At 47.9% G+C, this 24,404-nt stretch carries 19 protein-coding genes; 9 read left to right on the top strand and 10 right to left on the bottom strand.

Features of this window, described 5'->3' with window-relative positions; translation table 11 throughout:
* Positions 1–407: 407 nt before the first annotated feature.
* The 3 genes from ELAC_RS11805 to ELAC_RS10070 are packed head-to-tail and all read right to left on the bottom strand — an operon-like array spanning position 408 to position 2,000.
* A complete protein-coding gene (locus ELAC_RS11805; protein WP_143406497.1) occupies positions 408–650 on the bottom strand; it encodes a hypothetical protein in 243 nt (80 codons plus the stop codon).
* Positions 580–822 (bottom strand): transposase, encoded by a 243-nt coding sequence (locus ELAC_RS12090; RefSeq protein ID WP_098039217.1) that lies wholly within the window; start codon positions 820–822, stop codon positions 580–582. The genes ELAC_RS11805 and ELAC_RS12090 overlap by 71 nt, the downstream gene beginning before the upstream one ends.
* 14 nt (positions 823–836) lie before the next feature.
* Positions 837–2,000 carry a SpoIIE family protein phosphatase gene (locus tag ELAC_RS10070; RefSeq protein WP_098039163.1) on the bottom strand — a complete coding sequence of 388 codons (1,164 nt, stop codon included), beginning with the start codon at positions 1,998–2,000 and terminating at the stop codon, positions 837–839.
* A gap of 110 nt (positions 2,001–2,110) precedes the next feature.
* Here ELAC_RS10070 and ELAC_RS10075 point away from each other — a divergent pair, with 110 nt between their 5' ends.
* The 7 genes from ELAC_RS10075 (at position 2,111) to ELAC_RS10105 (ending at position 11,216) form a co-directional block, all read left to right on the top strand.
* Positions 2,111–2,575, top strand: a complete 465-nt coding sequence (locus ELAC_RS10075; protein ID WP_143406498.1) for a chemotaxis protein CheW — start codon at positions 2,111–2,113, stop codon at positions 2,573–2,575.
* An 8-nt stretch (positions 2,576–2,583) separates the two neighbouring features.
* Positions 2,584–4,116: a CheR family methyltransferase gene (locus ELAC_RS10080; protein ID WP_143406499.1), complete on the top strand. Its 1,533-nt coding sequence runs from the start codon at positions 2,584–2,586 to the stop codon at positions 4,114–4,116.
* The gene (locus ELAC_RS10085) at positions 4,103–4,627 is read left to right on the top strand and encodes a chemotaxis protein CheW (RefSeq protein ID WP_098039166.1); all 525 of its coding nucleotides are present in this window, start codon (positions 4,103–4,105) and stop codon (positions 4,625–4,627) included. The genes ELAC_RS10080 and ELAC_RS10085 overlap by 14 nt, the downstream gene beginning before the upstream one ends.
* A complete protein-coding gene (locus ELAC_RS10090; RefSeq protein WP_158227869.1) occupies positions 4,620–6,983 on the top strand; it encodes a hybrid sensor histidine kinase/response regulator in 2,364 nt (787 codons plus the stop codon). The genes ELAC_RS10085 and ELAC_RS10090 overlap by 8 nt, the downstream gene beginning before the upstream one ends.
* 92 nt (positions 6,984–7,075) lie before the next feature.
* Complete coding sequence (locus ELAC_RS10095; RefSeq protein WP_098039168.1) at positions 7,076–8,818, top strand: methyl-accepting chemotaxis protein; 1,743 nt, start codon at positions 7,076–7,078, stop codon at positions 8,816–8,818.
* 2 nt (positions 8,819–8,820) lie between these two features.
* Entirely contained in the window at positions 8,821–9,879 is a 1,059-nt protein-coding gene (gene cheB / locus ELAC_RS10100; RefSeq protein WP_098039169.1) for a chemotaxis-specific protein-glutamate methyltransferase CheB, read from the top strand.
* A gap of 11 nt (positions 9,880–9,890) precedes the next feature.
* On the top strand, positions 9,891–11,216 hold the full coding sequence (locus tag ELAC_RS10105) for a hybrid sensor histidine kinase/response regulator (RefSeq protein WP_098039170.1): 1,326 nt from the start codon (positions 9,891–9,893) through the stop codon (positions 11,214–11,216).
* Between the two features lie 143 nt (positions 11,217–11,359).
* On the opposite strand, the gene ELAC_RS10110 is transcribed toward ELAC_RS10105, so the two are convergent.
* The 7 genes from ELAC_RS10110 to queD all read right to left on the bottom strand — a co-directional run bounded on the left by ELAC_RS10110 (position 11,360) and on the right by queD (position 20,451).
* Positions 11,360–11,941, bottom strand: a complete 582-nt coding sequence (locus ELAC_RS10110) for an FAD synthetase family protein (protein WP_098039171.1) — start codon at positions 11,939–11,941, stop codon at positions 11,360–11,362.
* Positions 11,942–12,148: 207 nt separating this feature from the next.
* On the bottom strand, positions 12,149–12,910 hold the full coding sequence (truB, locus tag ELAC_RS10115; protein WP_098039172.1) for a tRNA pseudouridine(55) synthase TruB: 762 nt from the start codon (positions 12,908–12,910) through the stop codon (positions 12,149–12,151).
* Complete coding sequence (gene rbfA / locus ELAC_RS10120; RefSeq protein ID WP_098039173.1) at positions 12,876–13,247, bottom strand: 30S ribosome-binding factor RbfA; 372 nt, start codon at positions 13,245–13,247, stop codon at positions 12,876–12,878. Before rbfA ends, truB begins: the two co-directional genes overlap by 35 nt.
* 121 nt (positions 13,248–13,368) lie before the next feature.
* Positions 13,369–16,122, bottom strand: coding sequence for a translation initiation factor IF-2 (gene infB / locus ELAC_RS10125; RefSeq protein WP_098039174.1), 2,754 nt, complete (start codon positions 16,120–16,122; stop codon positions 13,369–13,371).
* A gap of 3 nt (positions 16,123–16,125) precedes the next feature.
* Positions 16,126–17,400: a transcription termination factor NusA gene (gene nusA, locus ELAC_RS10130; protein ID WP_098039175.1), complete on the bottom strand. Its 1,275-nt coding sequence runs from the start codon at positions 17,398–17,400 to the stop codon at positions 16,126–16,128.
* A gap of 613 nt (positions 17,401–18,013) precedes the next feature.
* On the bottom strand, positions 18,014–19,720 hold the full coding sequence (rpsA, locus tag ELAC_RS10140; protein WP_098039177.1) for a 30S ribosomal protein S1: 1,707 nt from the start codon (positions 19,718–19,720) through the stop codon (positions 18,014–18,016).
* Positions 19,721–20,082: 362 nt separating this feature from the next.
* The gene (gene queD / locus ELAC_RS10145; protein ID WP_098039178.1) at positions 20,083–20,451 is read right to left on the bottom strand and encodes a 6-carboxytetrahydropterin synthase QueD; all 369 of its coding nucleotides are present in this window, start codon (positions 20,449–20,451) and stop codon (positions 20,083–20,085) included.
* A 927-nt stretch (positions 20,452–21,378) separates the two neighbouring features.
* Between queD and ELAC_RS10150 the strand changes: the two genes are divergently transcribed.
* Together ELAC_RS10150 and ELAC_RS10155 are read left to right on the top strand one after the other, a co-directional pair.
* Positions 21,379–22,179: an aspartate kinase gene (locus ELAC_RS10150; protein ID WP_098039179.1), complete on the top strand. Its 801-nt coding sequence runs from the start codon at positions 21,379–21,381 to the stop codon at positions 22,177–22,179.
* A 190-nt stretch (positions 22,180–22,369) separates the two neighbouring features.
* Entirely contained in the window at positions 22,370–24,355 is a 1,986-nt protein-coding gene (locus ELAC_RS10155) for a hypothetical protein (protein WP_098039180.1), read from the top strand.
* The last annotated feature ends 49 nt before the right edge of the window (positions 24,356–24,404 follow it).

Consider the following 24,404-nt stretch of genomic DNA (forward strand, 5'->3'; position numbering starts at 1 on the left):
TGGATGGAATCGGATTGGTCATGACCTCGTCCTGATTTAGGAGTTCAATCTTATGCTCCGTTAGCCGAACAATTGTCTTCTTAAGTCTTTTGCACCAGGTGAAAAGGGTGCAGATCGAATACCGCTTAAGATGGATGGGTTTTTTTTAAGGCATTTTTAAGGGAGCTTGTTCTCTTAGAAACTTTTTATCTCTGTCTTGTGTTTTTTTTGTTTATTAATTTTTTGGTTTTTTTATTAGTCTGTTATTTCTAATTCTATTTAAAATAAGATTGTTTGTAAATGCGGTTGTTTTGCTTAGAGGCTATCTCTGAATTAAACCCTCTGGCTGATTCTCTTGCACATAATCCTTACCATTACCAAGTACATCATCGATAAACTGGTTAACCTCACGAGTTCATCATCCTTGCCTAGCCGCCTGAATTTATCAAACCAGGCAAATGTTCTCTCGACCACCCATCTTTTGCCTCTAGTACAAATCCCTTGGATTCACGACGTTTTATCGTTTCCAAATCAACCCCATATTTCTTCGCTCGGATCGCCATATCCTCACCACAATCTCCTTGATCAGCATATACTTTCTCAGGCAGTTTTTGCCCTTTGGGTCGAAGGTGAAAAAGAGCTCCCAGTCCGGAGGAGGTAGAAAATTGCATAGAGCATTTCCCGTCTAGCGTATTTGCACCTGGTTCCGGCATTTCGATAGGTGTTTGCCTTTAATATGGGTTCAATTTGCTCCCATTCTTTGTCGGATAAATCTTCTGGATGGCTTTTCGAGTCAGAGTTTCTGCTTCGAGAGAGGAGAAAGCTATATGCTAAAAATTTAATTCAGAGACGGTCTCTTAGAACTCGATCACCATCAGGCTGATATCGTCCATGGGCGGGCTGCCCAAAGTGAATTCACTCAGCTCGACGGAGATCCTGTGGACGAAGTTGTCAGGCTCTTCGCTCTTGATCTTTTCGAGTAAAGTGTAAAAACGATCTTGGCCGTACATCTCATCGAGGCTGTTCCTGCACTCCAAGATTCCGTCGGTGTAGAGAACAATTTTATCCTTTTTCTGAAGTTTTTTTCGATGCAGCGGGTAGCGGGCGTCGGCAATTCCGATCGCGAATTCATTGCCTTCCATCACTTCAAACAAATGCTCAGGGCGTAAGATGACAGGTGGAGGATGTCCTCCATTGCAATAGCTCACCTCTGCTGTCTCTGTGTTGATGACCATAAAAAAGAGGGTGAAGAACTCGTTGAAACGCTCGTAGGGGAATTCCTTATTCATCTGTTCCGTGATGACCTGCGGAAGATTCATGATCGAGCCTTGATTCTTGGGAAAGCTACGGATGAATTGCTGGATGAACTGCGAGATGGCGACCGTCACCATCGCCGAGGCTACGCCATGTCCGCTCACATCCAGGATGTAGACTGCCGCATGGGACTCATCTACCGGAACGCTGTTGAAAATATCCCCTCCGATCATCTCACAGGGAAGGCATTTCCAGGCGAATGTCATATGCGCCGATTGGAACTTTTTGTCGGGAAGCAAGCTGCGCTGTATGGAGGCTGCCATTTTAAGATCGTTGTCCAAAAGCCGCTGCTTCTGGATGAGTTCGGCATTTTGTTCCTTGACGGCATTTGTCAGGGCGGCAAGCTTTAGATGTGTTTGAACACGGGCTAAGAGCTCCCCCTTGTCTTCTACTCGGGTCACAAAGTCCACCCCTCCCGACTCAAGCCCGGTGATCTTATCCTTCGGATCATTCAAAGAAGAGAGGAAGATCACAGGGATTTCTTTTGTGGCCGGATTTTTTTTCAGCTCCCTGCAGACCTGGTAGCCGTCGATGCCCGGCATCATCACATCAAGCAAAATGAGATCGGGGGCGTTCAGGGCAGCTTTCTCGATTCCTTGATATCCGTCCGATGCTTCCAGCACTTCAAATGCTCTCGATTTAAGGAAGAGCGAAATCACGTCGCGGACATCGTCGTCATCGTTGATAACCAGCAACTTTTCTTTCATCGGGATGCACCTTGAAAAATTGTCTTTTCCATATTGGATATAAAAAGATTGATTTACACCAATAAAAGCCTTTATTGGTAGGAAAAGATGCCGCAAATCTGAGCTCAGAAATGGATATTTTAGTCTTTGTGATTGACTCGCAGCAATTTGCCCTTGAGTTAGCGGCTGTGCGCAAAGTCATTTCGATGGTTAAGGTCACGCATCAACCTCATCCTAAGAATCATATGATGGGGATAATCAATTTTCACGGCGAAGTTGTCCCCGTGTTTAACTGCCGGTCTCTTCTGGGGTTGAGACAGAAAGAAATAGAATTGACCGACCAGCTCATTATTTGCGTTATTGCCGATCAGTTGAGTGCTTTTTGGGTGGACAGGGTCGAAGAGATCGCTCAAATTCCGAATCAGGAGCTCTCGTCTCTGCAGGAGTCGAAAAGTAAAGAGGATGCGTGGCGTTGGATAGTGAATGATTTGCATCAGGTCACTTTGCTCTTCAATCTGAGCAAATTGCTTGAATCGGATGCTCATAGGTTACCAGCGCGGGAGCAGCTGATGGATGCAAGGATTGCCAAAAGGTGAAAGATTCCATGAGGACAGAGAAAAAGAGCACAATCGTTTCAGAGGATCTTTTGGCGGAGCTCAGTTGCCGTTTATCCAGCCAGATTGGGATTTTTTTTCCTCCCGACCAGCTGCATGTCCTTGAGAAGAAACTGGGGTTGGCTCTTCATGATCTTGGATTTAAAGATCTGCATGAACTGGCGGAGTCGTTTTTTCAGAGAGAGCTCAGCCCCCGGCAAATCGAGGTATTGGCGAAGCATTTGACGATTGGCGAGACCTATTTTTTCCGGGATAAGCAGCTCTTTTCGATGCTGCGGGAGGAGATTTTTCCTGAAATTATCCGCCGGCGGCGGCTTGGCGAAAAAAGGATCCGGGTCTGGAGCGCAGCCTGCGCGACAGGCGAAGAGCCCTACTCGATTGCGATCCTTTTAAATGAGATGGTGCCAAGACATGAGGGGTGGGCGATTGAAATCATCGCTTCGGATATCAATCCTGCTTTTTTAAAAAAAGCGAAGGAGGCCCGCTACAAGTCGTGGTCTTTCCGCTCGATGAGCAAAGAAGTAGTTGAGAGATACTTTCACCAGGAGGGAAACGGCGAGTTTGCTCTCGCTCCTTCGATTGCTTCCTTGGTTGAGTTCCATCAAGTTAACTTGATCGGAGGAGCTTATGGCCCTCTCAATCCTTTTTTCAGCGGCTTCGATCTCATTTTGTGCAATAACGTACTCATCTATTTTTCCAAAGAACAGGTGGATGCAACGATCAAAAGACTGGTCGGTTCTTTGGCCGATGAAGGATGGTTTTCTGTTTCCGCTGTCGAAGTGCCCTTTGTTTCCCATACCCACCTTGCCAGTGTCTCCAGCCATCAGATCACTGTATTTAGAAAGACAGATGGAAAACGGTCGGCATTGCCTCCGGTTCCGCTGAAAAATAAAAAAGGTGCTGAAGTCAAGCGCGAAGTGCCCCTCGGCAAAAGCCGTCCGTCAAGAGAGCCGGCAGCTCTTCCGTGCAAGTGTGAGGCGAATGATCCCAAAGAGTTTTATGAAAGCTGCCGGTCCCTCTACAACCAAGGCCTTTATACGGAAGTGGCACTGCAGCTGGCTAATGCGCTGAAAGTTCATCTTAAAGCAATCAATTCGCTGAAGAGTCATCTAAAAGAGCTGCGTCTTCTCATCCATGCGTTAGCTAATCAAGGAAAGTTGAGGGAGGCGCTTGAGTGGTGTCAGATAGCTCTCCAGGCAGAGAAGATGGATCCTGAGATTCACTACCTGCATGCCACCTTGCTGCAGGAAATGAAAGAAGAGGAAAAAGCGATGCTGGCGCTTCGCAGCGCCCTCTATCTCAACCCGAATATGATCGCAGCGCATTTTTCCATCGGACTGATTCAATTGAAAAATAAAGAGATAAGCTCCGGAAAAAGGCAGCTGAAAAATGCGATACGATTGCTCCAAAAGATGAGCGGCGATGAGCTCGTGCCAGGGATGGAGAATGTGATGGCCAAGGAGTTGATAGCTACGATAGACCGCCTGGAGAAAGAGATAGCGCATCTGTATGAGTCAAGATAAACGAAGCTTAATCTTGGAGGAGCGAGCTGAAAAGCTGGCTAAAAGCCTGGAGGAAAAGAAGCCAGAGAACGTCGCTGACGTTTTGAAGTTTCAACTCCACCAAGAAATTTTTGCCATCGAAATTCGGTATGTCGCTGAAGTGTGCTTTTTAAAAGAGTTCACCCCTCTTCCCTGCACTCCCGCGTTTGTCTATGGTTTGATGAATGTCAGAAGGCAGGTGTTTGCCATCATCGACTTGGCGATCCTGTTCGGCTCTCAAAAGAGCACCTCCCATAAACCGGAGCGGGTCATCATTCTAAAGGGTGGAAACCACTCCTTTGCGGTCTGCACCACGGCAATTTTGGGTGTGGAGTCCATCCCGTTTTCTCTCATCCAGCCTCCGCCTCCGACGATAGCCGAGTCGCAGTCCGTCTACCTCAAAGGAATAACGACTGAAGGCGTAGCCCTTTTGGATGGGGCCAGTCTGATCGACTCAAGACAGCTTATTGTGGATGAGGAAATCGATGGATAAAAAGGAAGCTGAGTTTCAGGCGGCCCTTCTTTCGACTTTTAAAATCGAGGCTGAAGAGCATCTCAAAGCAATATCCGACGGTTTGCTGGAGTTGGAAAGAAACCCGCATGAAGGAGAGGCGAAGGCGTGTGTGGAATCAATTTTTAGGGAAGCGCATAGCCTGAAAGGGGCCGCCCGCTCCGTGAACTTCTCAAGTGTGCAGAGCCTTTGCCAGTCCATGGAGAATGTATTAGCGGCCTGGAAACAGTCTAGGATCGCGGCCACCCAGGAGTTTTTCGACACCCTTCACAAGACTTTGGATCTGATCGGAAAGCTTGTCAAGCTGCCGCAGGGAAGCGGAGGCGAGGCGGAGGACCTTGTCGACTTGCTGCAGCGGCTCGATCAGCTGATCATGGTAAAAAAGGAGATGGCGGCAGCGATCAGACAAGAGCGGAAAGAGGGCATCTCACCTCATAATGAGCCGGAACCTGTCAAAGAGACGGCGCCATTGCGGCAAGTTAAAGAGCCTAGTGCTGTTACCTCAGGCGAGATGGAACAAGAGGCGGTAAGAAAAGCTCAGGCAGAGGAGGCTTTTGTCAAAAATCATAACGGAGCGACAATCCGTGTCTCGTTGGAAAAATTGGATTCCCTTTTTCAACAGGTGGAGGAAATGTTGATGGTCAAGCTGACGTTTAAGCAGCAGCTTGGAAATTTGAAAAATGTAGATCAAGCATTCAGAGCCTGGGAGAAGAAGTGGGGTAAAGCCCAGCATGGAATTTTTTCACTGCGCAAGAGTGCAGAAGACAGCGTTTTTGTAAAAGATCATCAGCATAGCTCTTTAGCCGGCACGATTGAATATATCGATTGGACACATGACTTTATCTCTTCGCTCAAAGACAATCTCAACGCCTTGATCAAAGAGACCTCACAATATCAACAGGTAGCGACGAGCTCTGTCGACTCACTTCTTGATGAGGCGAGGAAAATGCTGATGCAGCCCATATCCACGGTGCTCGATTCATTTCCCCGAATGATCCGCGACATTTCCCTGTCTCAGGGTAAAACCGTCCGATTTGAGACTGCTGGCGCTGATATCGAGGTAGACAGGCGCATTTTGGAAGAGATGAAAGATCCCCTGATCCATCTGATCCGTAACAGCATCGATCATGGTATTGAATTGCCCGCCGTTCGCGAGAGTGCAGGAAAAAAAGCGAGTGGGACCATCTTCGTCAGGGCTACAGAAACGGGCGGCAACTCCATGGAGCTTGTCATCACAGACGACGGACAGGGAATTGACATTGCCAAGGTTAAGGAGTCGGCGATCAGGCAGGGAGTTTTGACCGAAGAGGAAGCGGTCACATTGATTGATCAGGAATGCTTGAAGTTGATTTTTGGATCGGGCGTCTCGACTGCTCCCATCATCACCGACTTGTCGGGCCGGGGGGTGGGTCTGGGAATTGTCGCAGATAAAGTCGATAAGCTCGGCGGTCAGCTGTTTGTGGAGACGAAAAAAAATGAGGGTACAACGTTTAGAATAGTCCTTCCCTTGACATTGGCAACTTTCCGGGGGGTGCATTTCAAGCTTGGCGAGGCGAGTTTTATCGTTCCATCGCACAATGTGAAGCAGGTCATCCGCATCAACCCCAAAGATCTTAAAACAGTAGAGAACAGGCAGATCATCAGTTATGAAGGCAAGGCGATAGCTGTCATCTCCCTTGCTGCGCTCCTTGGCCTCGAGACTAAGCGCTCCTCCACCGGTCACCGCATGCTGAACGCCATCATTGTGAAAGCGATGGACAAGATGATTGCCTTTACGGTCGACGAGATCGTCAGTGAACAGGATGTGCTCGTGAAGGGATTGGGCAAGAACTTGAAGAGAGTACGCAATGTGATGGCGGTGTCCCTGACAGATTCTGGACAGGTGATTCCTATTTTGAACCCGCAGGACTTAATCAAATCAAGTACTTCTGCCACTCATGAGATCGGAGTGGAGGCAAAAGATCAGAGAGAGTCCGCCCGAACGATTCTGATCGCGGAGGACTCGATAACATCAAGGATGTTACTGAAGAATATCTTAGAGTCGGCCGGTTACGTTGTTAAAGTGGCAGTTGACGGACTCGAGGCTCTATCGGCATTTAAAATCCAGGACGTCGATTTAATCATCAGCGATGTGGAAATGCCCAGGATGGATGGATTTACTTTAACCACCAAAGTGAGAAGCTTGGAGAAGGGCCGCCAGATACCCATTATTCTTTGCACTTCGCTAGACAGCCCCAAAGACCGGGAACATGGAATGGAAGTGGGGGCGAGTGCCTATTTGGAAAAGAGCCAGTTTACGCAGGGTAACTTGCTCGATATTATCAGGAATTTGATTTAGAAATCTTCTCTCGCTGCCCTGTAAGTGCCATGCTACAGTGGGCCAGATAAGAAATGACGAACATCAGAAGGTTTTGAAAAGAGGGTTAAACGATGATCACAATCAAGGCGCGACTTATTATTCTGGCCGGTTTCATGTCGGCTACGATCCTTGCTCTCGGTTTTTACGGGTGGTTCAGCCTGCAGCATGCGCTTGCGGGGCAAGAGAGAATTTACCATGGGGGGGTCGATGCCACCGGAGAGCTCTACCAGATTGGCAGCAAGATAAATCACGCACTCTTCGATGCCGTCAAAGTTTATACCAAAACGATGAGCTGGGAAGAGGGAGAGAAATCTCTGAAAAATGTCGATGAGAGCATAAGCTCCTCTGTGGATGCGTATCACAAGCTCAATCTTACGCAAGAGCAAAATAGCGCCTGGGGTCGACTTGCGGCAGGGATTCAGCAGGTTCGGGGAGAGCTTAAGAACCTGCAGGTAATTTACGCCAAGAAAGACTATGAAACCTTGGAAAAATTCCTTCAACAGGCCCCTAGCGTTTTCGATCCCGTGCAAGATCAAAGGATTTTGCTCATCCAGATGCATTTGAATGAGACGGCCAAAGACTTCAAAGAAGAAGTCGATGAGGCCTCCCAAGCTGTTAGGGTCTCATTTTTTTTGATGGCTTTCGGAACGATAGCAGGTCTTCTGTCCGCCGGTTTGTTAATTAAAAATATCACCGATTCGTTGAATTACACAATTAACGCCGTGAACCAGCTTGCCAAGGGAGATACAACGGTCCAAATTGAGACAAAGTCCAAAGATGAGATAGAGAAGCTTTTACTCGCGATGCAGAGGATGATTGCGACGACAAACCTTATCATTGAAGCCCTGAAGGCAGTCTCGTCAGGAGATTTGACAGCGACGGTAGTTCCCCGTTCAGAGAAAGATACCCTGGCCATTGCCGTCAAAGATCTGATTAATAAGCTAAGGCAGATGATCAGCAAGGTTCAGTCGGAAGTTAAAACCGTGGTCGGCTCAAGCCATGAGATCGTGACTTCAGTGACTCAAGTCTCCTCCAACACAGCTGAGACGGCGGCTGCCGTCACGGAAACGACAACCACAACAGAGGAGTTGAAGCAAACAGCTCACGTCGCCTCAGAAAAGGCTCAGGGAGTTTTAGACAATGCAGAAGAGACGCTCAAGATTGTCAGGACAAGCGAGCAGTCCCTAGGGTCGACCATCGCAGACATGCTGCAAATCCAAGAAAAGATGCGCACCATTTCTGAGAGCATAATCAAGCTCAGTGAAAACAGTCAGGCAATCGGAGCTATCATCGACACTGTCAACGATCTTGCCGAACAGTCCAATTTGCTGGCTGGGAAAGCCCTGGCTGTCAATGCCGCCATTGAAGCGGCGAGAGCAGGGGAGCAGGGAAAGAGCTTTGGCGTGGTGGCGCAGGAGATCAGAAATTTAGCCGAGCAATCCAAATCGGCGACAATTCAGGTTAGATCGATTCTTAACGACATCCAGAACGCCACAAGCGCCGCCGTCATGGCCACAGAACAGGGGTCGAAGGCTGTTTCGAAAGGTGTCGAACAGTCGTCTGAGACAGCCGCGGCAATCAAAAACCTCTGTTTCAGCATAGAGACGGTGGCACAGGCGGCAAAGCAAATCGCCCTTTCTAGCCAACAACAGCTTATCGGTATTGATCAGGTGACGGTAGCGATGGCAAATATCAATGAAGCGAGCGGACAGCACGTGGAACATATGCGTCAGATCGAAAGCTCTGTACTTTCATTAAATAGCGTGGGAAGCACTTTGAAAGAGATCGTTGAACAATACAAGATGGTAGTATAGGAATGCAGGAAAACAAATTGATCAAAGTCCTCATTGTAGACGACTCTACGGTCGCGAGCCGCTTTCTTGCGCATGTCATCGAAAGCGATCCAAAGATCAAGGTGATCGGGTTTGCCGCTGACGGGGAAAAGGCTCTGGATATGCTTGCCTATCTCACTCCCGATGTTATCACGATGGATATTTCGATGCCCCGCTTAGACGGTTTTGACACCACTGAGAGGATCATGAGAATCAAGCCCATACCCATCGTGATGGTGAGCGGCCTTTATGCTTCAAATGATCTGGAGGCGGCATTCAAAGCGATGGAGGCGGGAGCTCTCGCGATCTTGTCGAGGCCGGTCAGCATAGAGGATCCCAACTACGAAAAGATGGCCAAGTCGCTGATTGGAACAATAAAGACCGTGGCGGAAGTTAAAGTGGTTACAAGGAATCACGGTAGAGGCTCTTCATCGGCAGGGAAAGCTCCCTTGAAGGCAAAGGAAGAAACAAGCATACAGGCTATCGGTATTGGAGCTTCTCTCGGAGGGCCTCTGGCTCTTGAGAAGATACTCTCAACACTTCCCGCCAACTTTCCTGTGCCCCTCTTCATCGTGCAGCATATCTCGTCCGGCTTTGCCGAAGGATTTGCCAAGTGGCTCCAAAAGAACAGTGCCCTCAAAATCCGCCTGCCGCAAAATGAGGAGACGGCAAAGCCGGGATTTGTCTACGTCGCGCCGGATAATAAACATATGGTGGTAGGCGAGAAAGGCAAGATATTTTTAAAAGAGGGCAAGGAGAAGGAGATCTGTCCCTCTGTGGATAGGCTTTTTCAGTCTCTGTCGACTACCTATAAAAGGGATGTTATGGGAGTGATCCTTACGGGAATGGGACGCGATGGGGCGCAGGGGCTGCTTGAAATGCGTAAAAGCGGCGCTTTAACTGTAAGTCAAAGCGAAGATGACTGTGTTATGTACAGTATGCCGAAGGCTGCAGTGGAGATAGGAGCTTCGCAGTCGAGCATGAATCTCGACGAAATTGCAGCGCTGATACTGAAAGCTGCTCTCGGCAAAGGAAATGGGTAAGAGGAGCCATCATGACTTCACTAAAGGGTACCGTTGACTGTCTGCAAACGAACGCTTGCTATGAGATTTTAGTTGTTGAAGATAGCTCAACGCAAGCAATGCTGCTTAAGAAGACGCTCGAGAAGCACTCTTTTGCTGTGTCTTTGGCAAAAGATGGCCTGGATGCAATGGATAAGATTGCCGAGAGAAGGCCAAATCTGATTATCAGTGATATCGAGATGCCAAAATTGAACGGTTTTGACTTCTGCCGCCGAGTCAAAGAGACGCCTGTTTATGCCGCCATACCGGTTATCATCTTGACAAACCTGTCAGATTCGAGCGACGTCATCGAAGGGATTAAGTCAGGTGCGGACAGTTTTTTGACAAAACCCTATACCGAAGAAATTTTGATCTCCACCATCGAGGATGTGCTTCAAAATAGTCAGGTTAAGTCGGAGGGTTCCGCAAATCATTCTCTTAAGTTCGTGTTCAGAGGAGAGTCCCATCGTTTCAACGCTAATTTGAACCAGATCACCAACTTGCTCCTTTCCACTTATTCAAGCGCTCTTGAAAAGAACAAAGAGCTGGAGCAGGCCTATCAGAAGCTCAACATAGTGCATTCGGAAGTGGAGACGGCGAACAGACAGCTTCAGCACCTTAACGAGCAGAAGAACTTTTTCCTTGGAATGGCCGCTCACGATCTTAGATCGCCGCTGGTTGCCATTCAGGGCTACAGCGAACTGCTGCTTGAGAAGGAGTTGATCAATTCCGATCCCGACATCAATAAGATGCTGAGTCGAATCCAGAGGTCGAGCGAATTCATGCTGCATCTGGTCAATGATCTGCTGGATTTTTCAGCAATCGAGTCTGGCAAGGTCAAACTTCACTTGCAGGATACGGATCTACACACTCTCATCGAGGATTGCATCGCCCTGAGCAGCGGGCAAGCATCTAAAAAAGTAATCAGTATTTATTTCAAATCGGTTCCAAACCTTCCACCCATACGCTCCGATCAGGAGAAACTTGAACAGGTGGTCAATAACTTGATCAGCAACGCCATCAAATATTCCGCGCCGCACACGGAAATTTCAGTCACTCTCTCGAGGACGAGCGATGATGTCCTCATCGCAGTGAAAGATCAGGGTGTGGGCATTGCTCCCGAGGATATCGACAAACTCTTTAATCCCTTCACAAAAACCGATTCTAAGGCGACTCAGGGGGAAAAGAGCACAGGGCTAGGCCTGGCCATCTCAAAAAAGATTATTCTGGAACTGGGCGGAGATATCTGGGCGGAGAGTCAGGCAGGCAAAGGGGCATCATTCTTTGTCCGGCTTCCGCTGACAGGGAATAGGGCTTAAATTGCCTGCTATATTTCTGATGACAGCGATAGCGCGCCTATCTTGGAATTTTCCAAATTGGAAGTTCAAAGGCGCACATCACCTAATGAAGAAATAGGAAGAGACTCGCGCTCTTTCGCATTCCGAGGCCCTCATAAAAGCCCCTATGCTAAATTTTGATTTGTGCCCATGAGCTTTTGAGCTTCCGCAAAATGTCCCTTTTCCATGTACCCTCTGATGAGGGTTGATGAGACGGGCTGCCCGTTGAAGAGGACAGGAGGAAAGAATTCCACCTCAAAACCTTTCAGTTTTGCACTTCTTAAAATATTTTCCCGGTTTTGCTTTTGATCTGATCCGATGGTGGCGTCATGACCAAAAATAAACTTCGCGATTCTGAAGTGCCGCTTAAGTTTGGCGAAAAACTCGTCCACCGTGAGGGTCGCCACCTCTTCTGTAAATTCAAGAATGAAAATATAGTCCGGGTGCAGGGAGTTAAGTTTTTGAATTCTCTCCTCGAAAGAGATAAGAAGGGGCTTTTTTTTCTCGGGGAAAAGAAGCCAGGCTGGGGGAGTGCGAAATGTCAGGATGGCAAGTTTTCCTCTCAGTCGCTTAGCTTCTTCGGAAGCCCGTTGTATCAGGGCTTGATGCCCTAAATGGACTCCGTCGAACGTTCCAATCGTGAAGACAAGAGGGGTATTGATGGGCTCTTTTAGCGACTGATCCAAGTCGAGCTCTGCTATGGGCATTCGCTGATCACCATTTTAAGGACTTTAACGATAGCAAGCCCCACCACACACGATGAAGCTGGCAACACTATAGCCCGGAAGCAGGATAAGAAAAAAGGGGGCGGGGGATGTGCTGCAATTGTCTCAAGATTTTACTTTGGAAAAGCTCCCCATGCCAAATTTTGAGACACTTTCTTTATAAGACATGTCAAATGGAGGGCCAGCCAGTCACTCGCTATGGCGCGGATGAAAGGATTTGAAGTCTGCCGGCGAGATGAGGTGTTGTTCGATGGGGGTGCTGTCCTCTTCTTGGTACAAAAGCCCTCCGTCGATGCAATCACCAATGACAAACTGCCCCGATCTAAGGCGCGTGAGCTCTGTCAAATGCGCCCAGCAGCCCATGAAAGCCCCAATATCGTGGGCAAGGGAGCGTATATACGTTCCTTTACTGCACGCCACTTTGAGGGTAAGCACCGGATAACTATAGGAGACAAATTCGATTGCAACCTTCACAAGACAGGGCTTGCGCTCTATCTCAATGCCCTTCCTGGCCAGATCATATAGCTTCTGGCCACCGATTTTTTTCGCAGAAAACATCGGAGGTGTTTGCAAGATTTCACCTTGGAATTGAGTGAGCGCCCCGAACACCTCTTCCGTGGTTGGAACTTTGTCCGAGGTGTTGACTATGGCACCTTCATGGTCGAAGCTGTCAGTAGAGACTCCCAGCAGCATTTGGGCGAGATATTCCTTATCTTCTGTCAGCAGCTGATCGGAAAGCTTTGTGCAGCTTCTGCCAACCAGCATGACCATCACCCCTGTCGCAAAAGGGTCAAGCGTTCCCGCGTGGCCGATTTTCTTCACACCAAGGCGCTTTCTTAGCTGCCTGACAAGGCTGAATGAGGTTTTGCCTTTCGGCTTATTGACAAGGAGTATGCCCTCGACATTGCCCTGGGGTCTATTCTTTGCTTCCACGCTTTCTTTCGTCTTCATGGATTTGATTCAAAATGTTTTCGATGCGCATATGCTTCTCGACGGAGTCATCAAGGATGAACGTCAGAGAAGGGAAAAAGCGCATTACAACTTCTTTGGAGGCTTGGACGGCGATGAAGCCTTTGGCTTTATCGAGAGCGTCCATAGTTTCCGCTTTTACTTTTTCGTCTCCGATGATGCTGATATAGACTTTCGCGTGATGAAGATCTTTTGTGATCTTGACTTGTGTGACGGTGATCAGCTCGGAAACCACAGGGTTTTTAACTCTGCGGCGAATGATGTCGGAGATGACTTCCTTCAAAAGGGAATTGAGTCTGTCTACTCTATTGATGGGCATGGGTTTTTAGTTCCTGAATATGATGATGATGTAAAAAGGGAAGATATAAAATCTTCCCTTTGGCGTTATCTACTTTTGATGGAGCAGTTGGTGTAAGACCGGCTTTTAGTTTAGCCGCTCCTTATAGCTCCTGCTTCTGATAGGTGACCTCGTAGATTTCAAGTTTATCACCCTCTTTGATGTCGTTTGTCGGCAGCAGTACACCGCACTCGAAGCCTTTGGAAACTTCCTTGACATCGTCTTTGTGTCTCTTAAGAGAGGTGATAGGTCCTCTCCAGATCTCTTTGCCCTCACGCATCAGGCGCACGTGCCAATTACGGTGGACGGAGCCATCGATAACCTGGCAGCCTGCAATCTGGCCATGCTGCGAGGATTTGAAGACAGCTTTCACTTCCACAACGCCTCTGTCAGTTTCAATAGCCAGCTTGTCGAGCAGACCTTCCATCATCAATTTCACCGAATCGATCGCGTGATAGATGATATCGTGCATTGCCACTTTGATGCCCCACTGCTTGATGAGCGGCTCGGCATGGCTCTCGATCAACGTATGGAAACCGATGATCACAGCGTTTGAGGCGTTTGCTAAAAGAACATCCGATTCTGAGATCTCGCCAACACCGGAGAATATGATATTGACGGAAACTTTGGTCGACTCGATCTTCATCAAAGCCGTTTTCAAAGCTTCCAAAGATCCTTGTACGTCCGCTCTTAAGATTACATTCAGTACCTTTTTCTGCATCTTGTTGGATGCGCCTTCAAGCAGCTTCTCTAGTGAAACGGCTTTACGCTGCATTGCGAGCAGTCGTTCATCTTTTGCCCTGATGTCTGCGATGCTCTTGGCTTCTTTCTCGTCTTTGACGACGATAAACTCTTCGCCGGCGTCGGGAAGGCCTGAGAGACCGGTGATTTCAGCGGGCGATGAAGGGCCTGCGGATTTCATATTGTGTCCGCGCTCGTCATGCATTGTCTTGACTCTGCCGAAGTTAGAGCCAAATACGATCGCATCGCCTGGCTTCAGTGTTCCGTTGAGCACTAAAACCGTGGCTTTTGCGCCGAGGCCTTTATGCATTTCAGACTCAAGTACGATGCCACGTGCACGGGCTGTTGGATCCGCTTTCAACTCGAGCACTTCCGATTGAAGTGCAAGCATTTCCAGAAGTTCCTCTACCCCTTGTCCGGTTACCGCAGAGCAGTTGACGGTGATCGTCTGGCCACCCCATGCTTCCGGCACAAGTTCATGCTCTGCAAGCTGGCGGTATACAGTCTCTGGGTTAAATGCGGGCTTGTCGCACTTGTTGATCGCAACTACGATCGTCACACCGGCTGATTTGGCGTGGTTCAGCGCTTCGACCGTCTGCTGCTTCATCCCTTCATCGCCAGCAACAACTAGCACGACGATATCGGTCACATCGGCACCTCGGGCTCTCATTGCTGAGAATGCCTCGTGGCCAGGTGTGTCGAGTACAGTGATGTCGCCAACCTTAGTTTTGCAGCGGAAAGCTCCGATGTGCTGGGTGATAGCTCCTGCTTCTCCGGCAACACGGTTGCTCTTGCGGATGGAGTCGATCAGTGAAGTCTTACCGTGGTCGACGTGGCCCATGAAGGCTACTATAGGCGCTCTGGACTCTAATTTATCAGGGTCTGCTCCCATTACCTCTTCCTTGATCGTTTTGTCGGTTATACGCACGCGCTCTTTTTCGGTATTGTCCAGCGCGATTTCGCAACCGAATTCGTGTCCGAGAAGCTGGATTGTGATCTCATCTTCCAAGACATCGTTCAAAGTGACCATCAGACCTTGCATGAAGAGTTTTTCAATGAGCTGGGAGGCTTTGAGCTTCATTTCGCCAGCCAGATCCTTGATGCTGATAGGGGTTCTGATTTTGATGGAGGTAGGTCTTGAGATGAGGACTTCTTCCTGTTTCTCCTTTCCGTGCCTCGGCCTTCTTTTACGATAGGAACCTTCATCATCATCCCTGAGGCCTTGACGCGCCCTGTAGTCAAATGAGCCGGCGTCGCCACGTTTTGCCGGTTTTATGTCTTTGTATTCTTTGAATTTACCGGGCTTGACGCCTTTTTTCTTACCGGATTTATCGTCGGCGTCTTCTTCGGAAGTTGCTGGAGTATCCGACGATTTTGGCTTAGGTTTAAACCGCTCGTCAGCTTCAGGTTTTCCTTTCTTGTCATCCCTGGCAGCTACCTGCTCTTTGGGTTTTTCACCCGCCTTTTTATCGGGAGAGGGTTTTGCCCAACGGTTAACCAGCAGGTCTTTGACATGGCGTCCAGTCGGTCCCAGTTTTACTGGCGGTGGCGTGACTGGTTTCGGCGGCTGAGCGACCGGTTCTTGTACCGGTGCTTTAACTTCAGGTTCCGCTGGCTTGGGTGCGGCCGTTTTGGCTTCTTCCTCTTTCGCGGTCTCCTCGACGATAGGCTCAGCTTCTATGGAGAGCTCTTCCACAACCGGTGGAGTGGGCTCTTTCTCTTCAGCAAAAGACTCTTCGCGAACCTCTTCGGCGTCTTTGAAAATCTTCGACTCTAAAGAAAGCTCTTCTTCCGGTTCCGCCGGTTCCTCGACTGGAGTCTCCTGCTCGACAGGCTCCTCTTTCTTTTCCGGCTCTGCAAAAACAGAGCGGGATCGCGCCTTGATTTTTGGCGCTTCTTCCTTTTCCGGAAGATCGACATGTTCTTCGGCGGCCCCCTTGCCGGCTTTAGCCTTGTCCGCTTTAGTCTTTGTCGACTTCGGAACGGGCTTTTGCTCGGCAGGTTCTTTTTCTTTTCCGCCCGCTTTTTTCTTGGCCAGCTTATCTTTCAGGCTGTCTAAGTTGAGAGCCTTAGCGATCTGGGTGTTTTTAATATTGAGTTTTAGGTTTTTAGCCAAGGATTACATCCTTTGTTTACGGATTTGGTCTAGTATTCTATCTGCCATTTCGATGCTGATGCCTGGAATCTTTGCCAGTTCTTCTGGAGTTGCCATCAGAAGGTTTCTGGCAGTGTTGTATCCTTCAGCCACAAGGTGCTCGAAAATCAGGCTGTTGATGCCTTCGATTTGCTTCAGCGGTTCATCAAGGGCAGGGTCCTCGGAATCGGCAAGTTCAGTTCTCTGGATTGCCAAGGTCTTCTTGTAGTCGGTCATTTTCTTGACTTCGATTTCGTAGCCAACCAGATCTCCGTTGAGCCTTGCGTTCATTCCCTTTTTGCCGATGACTGTTGCATAGTCATCGTCTTCGACAACGATTGAGATGATGTTATCATCTTCGCTCAAGCTGACTTTTCTGATCTCGATGGGCGACAGCGCGTTTTGTAAAAGCTCTACCGGGTCTTCCGCAGCAGGGATGATATCGATCTTCTCATTGTGTATTTCCCGGACAACGTTTTTAATACGCATTCCGCGCATGCCGACGCAGGCGCCTACAGGATCTACTTTTGGATTGGTTGACTTCACTACCAGCTTCGTGCGGTAGCCAGGCTCTCTCACGATTCTCTCGACAATGACCGTTCCGTCATTGATTTCAGGTACTTCCTGTACGAGCAGATGGCGAATAAACTCTGGGCTGCTTCTGGATAGAATAACCTCTGCGCCTCCACTTTCTGTGTCGACCACCTCTTTTAGAAGAGCGATGACTTTGTCCCCAATGTTATACTTTTCAATTTTGGGGTACTCTCTCATCGGCATGATCGCTTCGACTTTGCCCAAGTCGACAACAAGGTTGCTGCCTCTGATAAAACGTTTCACTGTGCCGGAAACGATGTCGTTGATTCTGTGCCTGTATTCTTCATAGATGACATCGCGCTCTGCACTTTTGAGTTTTCTCGAGATGATCTGCCTGGCTTTTTGCGCTGCGATGCGTCCAAAATCCCTGGGAGTAACGATGATGTCGATAAACTGTCCAATCTGGCAATCAGCATCGATCTTTCTCGCTTCCTCAAGAGAGATTTCCTGAGCAGGAACTTCTACGTGGTCTACGATCTCTTTTTCGCAAAGTACATCGATATTTCCCGATTTAGAATTGATCGAGACCGTAACGTTGGATGCGCCGGAAACGCTTTTGCGCGCCGCTGCGCACAGCGACTCTTCAATGGCGCTGATCACCACTTCGCGCTGGATTCCCTTCTCTCTTTCTAGATATTCGAAGATAGCGATGAGATCTTTATTCATCGATTGCCCCTGTCTTAATTAATCAAAATCTTTCTGCCGCCGAGCTTTGCTCGTTTTCGGCGATTTACCCTTGTGGTCTGGTGTAGCTCTCTTCGCTGACGCATCACTTTTTACCAATAGGCATCCAAAAGGACAAAAAGTGTCTTACGTGCTGTTCAAGCAGCGAATTGTGCACGAACTGGCCGATTTACACAACGCGAATAAAAAAAGCGCCTTAAAAGGTTTGAAGTTGCTTTCTTTAAGAGCGAGTTTGTACACAGACAAAACACCGAGAACCATCTCTCGGGTATACAACGCGGCTTTCTTGCTTGAGTATCTTGAAACTTGTCTCATCCTCAGTTAGCTTCTCGAGGCAGCCTGCCTTCTGGGAAGCTATCCAGGCTATAGAGGAACATGGATTTCAAAAGAACTCATTTAAAAAGTTACTGCTGTGTTAAAAGACGCTTTCCTTTGGCTCGAGAGACACTTTATTGTCCCATTCACCGCAAAGAAGGCTCACGAAGTTTTAACTTAGCAGGAACTCTTTAAGGAAAGAGCGCTCTTCAAAATTGAAGAACTTCAGCGAAAGCGCTCCTTTGAGGAGCGCTTTCGCTGCCTAGTTTAGTCGCAGACCTTATTCGTCATTAGGCTTGCCGGAGCCGACTTCGATGTCGTCTTGGCTGCACTGGTTCTGATCGATCTGGTATTCTTTGATGGAAAGAGCGATCTTCTTGTGCTCGGGATCCAGCTTAATAACCTTTGCTGTTACCTCATCGCCTTTGGAAACCACATCTTCCACTTTGCCGAATGCCTGGTCGGAAAGCTCTGTCACGTGGATCAGCCCTTCGAGGCCGTTTTCGAGTTCAACGAAAGCGCCGAACGCTGTAATCTTTGTGACTTTGCCTTTAACCAGAGTGTTCACCGGCATTGTTTTTTCGATGTCTTCCCATGGGTTGGAAGTCAGCTGCTTAACACCCAGCGTGATTTTCTTGCTCTCTCTGTCGACGGAAAGTACGATGGCGTTGACCATGTCGCCTTTGCTGAGAACTTCGGACGGATGGGACACTTTTTTGATCCAGCTCAGATCGGAGATGTGGATCAGTCCTTCAACGCCCGGCTCAAGTTCAACAAATGCTCCGTAGTTAGTTAAGTTGCGAATTTCAACTTTTACATTCTTTCCAACGGGGTACTTTTGCTCGACATCATCCCAAGGGTTGTGCTCGGTTTGCTTGATGCCCAGGGAGATTTTGCCTTCTTCTTTCTGGATAGAAAGAACGATCGCTTCGATCTCTTCGCCTTTTTTGACCACTTCGGAAGGATCTGTGACATTTTTCACCCACGACATTTCGGAAACGTGGATCAAACCTTCGATGCCTTGCTCGATCTCGATGAACGCGCCGTAGGGCAGCAGGTTGACGATTTTTCCTCTAACGCGTGTTCCTGGAGGATATTTCTTCTCGATCTCGTCCCAGGGGTTCGGTCCTTTTTGCTTAAGGCCGAGGGCTACACGTCCTTTTTCCTTGTCGATGTTCAGGATCATGACATCGAGCTTCTGTCCGAGTAGCACCATTTCGGAAGGATGCTTAATTCTCTTCCATGTCATATCGGTGATGTGCAGCAAGCCGTCGATGCCGTCGAGGTCTAAGAAGACGCCGAAGTCGGTGATGTTTTTCACGATACCTTCACGGACATCGCCGATCTGGATCGTTTCAAGCAGTTCCGCCTTCTTCGAAATGCGCTCAGCTTCGAGGAGCTCTCTTCTGGAAACAACGACGTTTTTCCTTTCGATGTTGATTTTAAGGATTTTGAATTCGTAGGTTTTGCCGATGAACTCGTCAAGGTTCTTAATACGCTTGTTGTCGATCTGTGATCCGGGGAGGAATGCCTCCATGCCGATGTCGACCATCAAGCCGCCTTTGACTTTTCTCAATACTCTGCCTGTGACGATCGAGCCTTCTTCGCAATGCTCCAAGATGAATTCCCACTGGCGCTGCTTTTCGGCTTTCTCTCTGGAGAGAACAATCTGTCCGTGGCTGTCTTCTGCATGCTCCAGCATAACTTCGATTTCGCCGTCCAGCACGAGCGAAGAGGGGTCGGAAAATTCGGAAACGGGAACTAAGCCTTCCGATTTTAAGCCTACGTCAACGACGACATAGTCTTTTGAGATTTCAACAACGGTTCCCTTAAGGATGGCTCCAGGCGTATACTGGGGGGAATCGCTTTCTGCCGCAAGCTTTTCCTCTTTCAAGAGGTTTTCAAATTCTTTCAGGTCATCATCGCGAAACTGGATATCGTCGACGATGCTCTCTTTATCCCAGGTTGAGTGTTTATTTTTTGACATTTAAAGGTTTCTCCTACAGTTTACTTATTAATTCACACAGGTTAGCAGAAGGAAAAGAATAAAAGCAACATCTAAAGGGGTGGTTTTCCTCAGCTAAAATGGTGAGTTTTCAGCTTCGCGTTCCAAGGTTAGAAAAAAATTCAATTTTTTTAGAAAACAAAATTTCTTTTGCCGGAATGGAATCGATTTTTTCTTCTAAGGTTTTTTGCGTTCTCGTTTTTAATTCTGTTAGTGCGGCGTCGGATAGTGTTCGTTTGAGGGGTTTTGCGTTTATGCTCTTGCATGGGTAATGCCTGAGTGTCGTCTCTCCAACGATTTTTACACGAAAGTCTCTCAGGATTTGAGGGTTTTGGCTGACCTTTTTAATTAACGAAGTAGGTTACCTTGCAGCTTTCAGTCTCTTGCAGCGTGACAGAGTGGAGTCCGCGGATCTTCTCTTTGAGTTGGTTGAAGATCCAAAGCGCGATGTATTCAACTGTAGGTGAATCTGTTTCCAAACTGTCATTGAGCCAGCAGTGGTCTAGTTTTTCTTTAATAAGCGGTTTGACTGTAGAGGAGATGTCTTGAAAGTCGATCACCATGTTCCGTTTGGGGCCTTCGGTTTGCAGGTGCGGCGAGCGGACTCGAACTGTAAGAACGTAGGAGTGGCCATGGGGAATTTTACATTTTCCGTCGTGGTGTGCAAGGACGTGGCCGGCTTCAAAGCGGAATGTTTTTTCTAGCTCGAACATGGTATTCACTTGATGTTGACTCAATGTAAGTAATTTAGTAATATTGTATAAAAAACTTTAACCAAGTTTTTTTGGTTCTTTTATCATATAGTTGAATTAAAGAACTTCTTAGAGACTGTTAACGGATTCGGCTTCTGTTGATTTTGGGGTCTTTTGACCTGTTTTTCGATCCTTTTTTAAGGGTCAATATCAGCTCTTGCATATTGCCCCCCAAAAAGGGATCGAAATAATCCTACAAATCGACGGAATCCGGATCTGTTAATAGTCTCTTAAGCTTTTAAGCTCATGTTGCAAAGGCAAGCGATCTCATTAGCAAGGCTCGCTGCGGGCTTTTCTGAGACTTTAAAGTGTTTCGGTTGGGTAGATGGGTGCCTGAGGTGAATTTAAAAGCTGAAGAGAACCAAAACTCTTAGAGAAGATAGGATAGCATGTTAAGGAATTGTATCCAACATGTTATACCGAAAGTGCTTCAAAATCCTGAATTTTGGGCCACTTTCGGCATATTTTTGAGGCGCGGGTCGTTGGCACTCTTCATTCCAGAGGGAACTTATTTCTTTATCCAAAAGTAAATTTTAATTCCCCCTGCAGGCGACGCAGGTGAGCGAAGCAATACGAGAGTGCCTGCCAGATTGAATTATTTCAGTTTACACAGGCGCTACAACGAGAGGACCGCTAAATTGGGGATTTTAGCTTTGAGATAGCCTCGGTATACAATCTTTTAATCTGAGGGAGCTTTCTCTTTGCCAAAAACCTGGTTTTGAGACAGTTTCGGTGTAATGAGAAATGCGTTGTTAGCGAAGCCTTGCCAGCTGCGGCTTTAAATGTACGATTGAGCTGGAATGAGTATAAAAAGAAGCCTATGATCTGACGGTGAGCTGTTATCGGTTTTGGCTGAACGGTCTGCAGGCTCTGTTCTCCGGTGAGGGTATGGAAAAAGTTCTCGTGATGAAATTTGGAGGCGCTTCGGTGGCGGCCCCCGAAAGCTTTGAGCGTGTCGCTGAAATTATCATGGAGAGAAGGACGCAATATCACAATATCGCCGTCGTTGTGTCCGCTATGGGAGATACAACCGATGAGTTGATCTCGCTCGCGAGGAAAGTGAACCCGAATCCGCCCAAACGGGAAATGGATATGCTGATCACCGTCGGAGAGAGGATCAGTATCGCGCTCCTGGCAATGGCTCTTGCCAAAAATGGTGTGGTGGCCAAAAGCTTTACAGGCAGCCAGTCCGGGATTGTCACCAGCCATGAACACACCGGTGCTAAGATAGTGAATGTAAAGCCGCATCGCCTGCACAAAACGTTTGCCGACGGGCATCTGGCGATTGTCGCAGGATTCCAGGGTGTGAGTACTGAAGGAGAGATCACGACGCTGGGCAGAGGGGGCTCGGATACGACGGCTGTCGCTTTGGCTGCCGCGATCGGGGCCCCTTCAGTTGAATTTTATAAAGATGTTGCGGGGATATTTGACGCCGATCCCAAAAGGCATAGCCAGGCGGTTAAATTTTCCTCGATGACCTACGAAGATGCCTATAAACTGGTGAGTCGGGGAGCGGAAGTGCTGCACCCGCGCTGTATTAAGCTTGCTGAGAAAAACGGCGTTATTTTGCAGGTTAAGTCGTTTATTAACGGCGATGATCCCGGAACGGTTATTCAGGGCGACAACAGGGGAGTGCCGGCTGTCCCTGTTTATGAATTAGAGGAAGAGGCTTTGCTCGCCGGGCGTTGATTTCGAGGGGGGCCTCTTCTTCTGCAGGCCACGTTTATGCCAAAAATGTCTCAATATTTAGATTTGTCAGAGCGTTAAAACCAATGTTGAGTCACTTTCGGTATAACCAAATTCAGCGGCAAAGCATACTGATTTGAGTTTGTGGGCAGTTTATAAGGATCAGAAGCAGCAGTAAATATTGAAAAGGTGTATGGCTGACGATTTATTTCCAACAATAGCGACCGTATTTGATCCTCACTCGGAAAGGTCCATTTCCGCATCGTACGTTAACGCCATCAGGATGGGCCTCGAAAAACTGCTGCCGTCCAATTTTTTCAAATTTGAAAGCAGGGACGAAGAGTCTCTCGATGACTTGAAAGAGAAGTTTCATTCGCTCTTGCCGGTGTGCAAAGCCTATCAATCCGAAGAGCATCCGGAAAATTACTCCTTTTTCATGCTGGGAAAATATAGGGCGAATGCCTTTAAGTTTTTTTTCGAAATGGTCAGCATGTGGCTGGTGCCCGGCAAAAGGCTGGATGTAGCGATGATTTTTGCCGCCGACTTCAAAATTTTGGAGTTTGGCGATGCCATTTATACGCTTTGCGAAATTATCATTTCAGTCAAAGACGCCAAGGATTTGGTGGAGATCCAAAGTAATATTCCTATTATCGAGATGGAGGCAAAGCTTGGAGTTGACTCAGCATATCATGCTCGCCGTATTCTCGAAATCAAGGGCCTTTCGACGGAAGAGAAAATATCCAGCATCCAAGATGATATAACGACGTTGCTCAAAAAAGCTCCTCAGCATATCGGAGTTGATATTCTAACCGAAATGCAGCATGTGATGGTGATCACTCAGGACTCATTCCGCAAGCAAAGAAAGAGCAGGCATCTTTGCCGTATGATCGGTATCCATTACCTATTCAGAAAAGCCCTTCTTGAGTCCGTCAAGCAGGGGAGGGAAAAGCGCTTTTTAAAATTGAAGTTATTCAGAAGTGTCTTGAGAACTCCTGAAGGCGGCGATAAACCCGTCCTCTCGATCCTGATCGGTCTCAATTTCCTAAGCGACAATGAGATTTTTGAAAAACAGCACGTCATGACAGCCGTCAAAAGTTACCTCCCCGGAGTGAACCTTGTCGAGGATTCGTTCTACGCCAATAAGAGGGGGGATGAGAAGATCTGCACTGTGTACCTGGAGGTTGAAAAGGAGGATGGATCCGCGTTCACGACAAATGAGATGAAGTTTTTAAGGCAGGAACTCCTTGTGGATTTAAAAGACCGCATCGGACACTTGATGCACCCGGTCTTTATGCCCCGCAACGAAGAGGAAATCATGAGGAATGTCTTCTCTTTGAGCAGTCAGATCAAATACATCGGAGACCTGCCTCAGGTATTTATCTCTTTTGACGAACAGACCTACGATCATCTTTTCTTCACAGTGATTTTAGTGAGGATCTTAAAACCGGGCGACCGCCCCGTTCAGGAGCTTTTTGCGGATACCGAAACTTCTTTAGAGTTCATCCCGGATCGCTGCAAGATGGTGGGAATGATCAGAAAGAAGTATCCGAAAGAGGCAAATGTTTTCAGAGTACGCTTGCCGATGCGCGGTTTCCTGCGCCAGGACCACTCCATTGACCTGACGAAGGCGAGAAGCGGAGTCGTTGAAGAGCTGAACCGGGTCATTGGAGAATTCAGGGACTTCAATGGTGGAATGATATCGAAACAAAACGAGCTTCTCTGCAATTTTAGAGAACTCCTCCAGTCTTCGAACGTCAAATTCAACGATCTTCTTCTAGAGAATTTCTTCTACTCTCTGACGCCTGTCATCATGCGCACTGTTTTGGAGCCTGAATCGCTTAAAACTCTGTTCGTGATGATGATTGAATCGGCAGAGAAAGGGTTCTTTAAGGGATTCCCTTATACCCTTGCAACGATCCAGGATGACCATTTCGCCTACGCCATGATCACATCCCACGACCTTTATATTAAAGATTACCTTAATAAGTCCATCAGCGGATTTCCCCGCCAGGGAGGCACTCTAGCGACCTCGTTTACACAGATGTATGACGTCGCTTGCGTTGGCTATATTCTTCGCTCTGATAATCCGGTTGCAAGGGAGCAGTTCTTCTCTACTATCGAGAAGGTCTTAAAAGCGAAAGAAAAAGAACAGCAGCCCTTGCCCGCTGCGCAGCATTAGAGCCCTCTCCAGACAACGCCACTTCAAATGATTTTTTTACAAAAATACA

Origin of the sequence: Estrella lausannensis (assembly GCF_900000175.1) — a bacterium.
Classification (GTDB): Bacteria; Chlamydiota; Chlamydiia; order Chlamydiales; family Criblamydiaceae; genus Estrella; species Estrella lausannensis.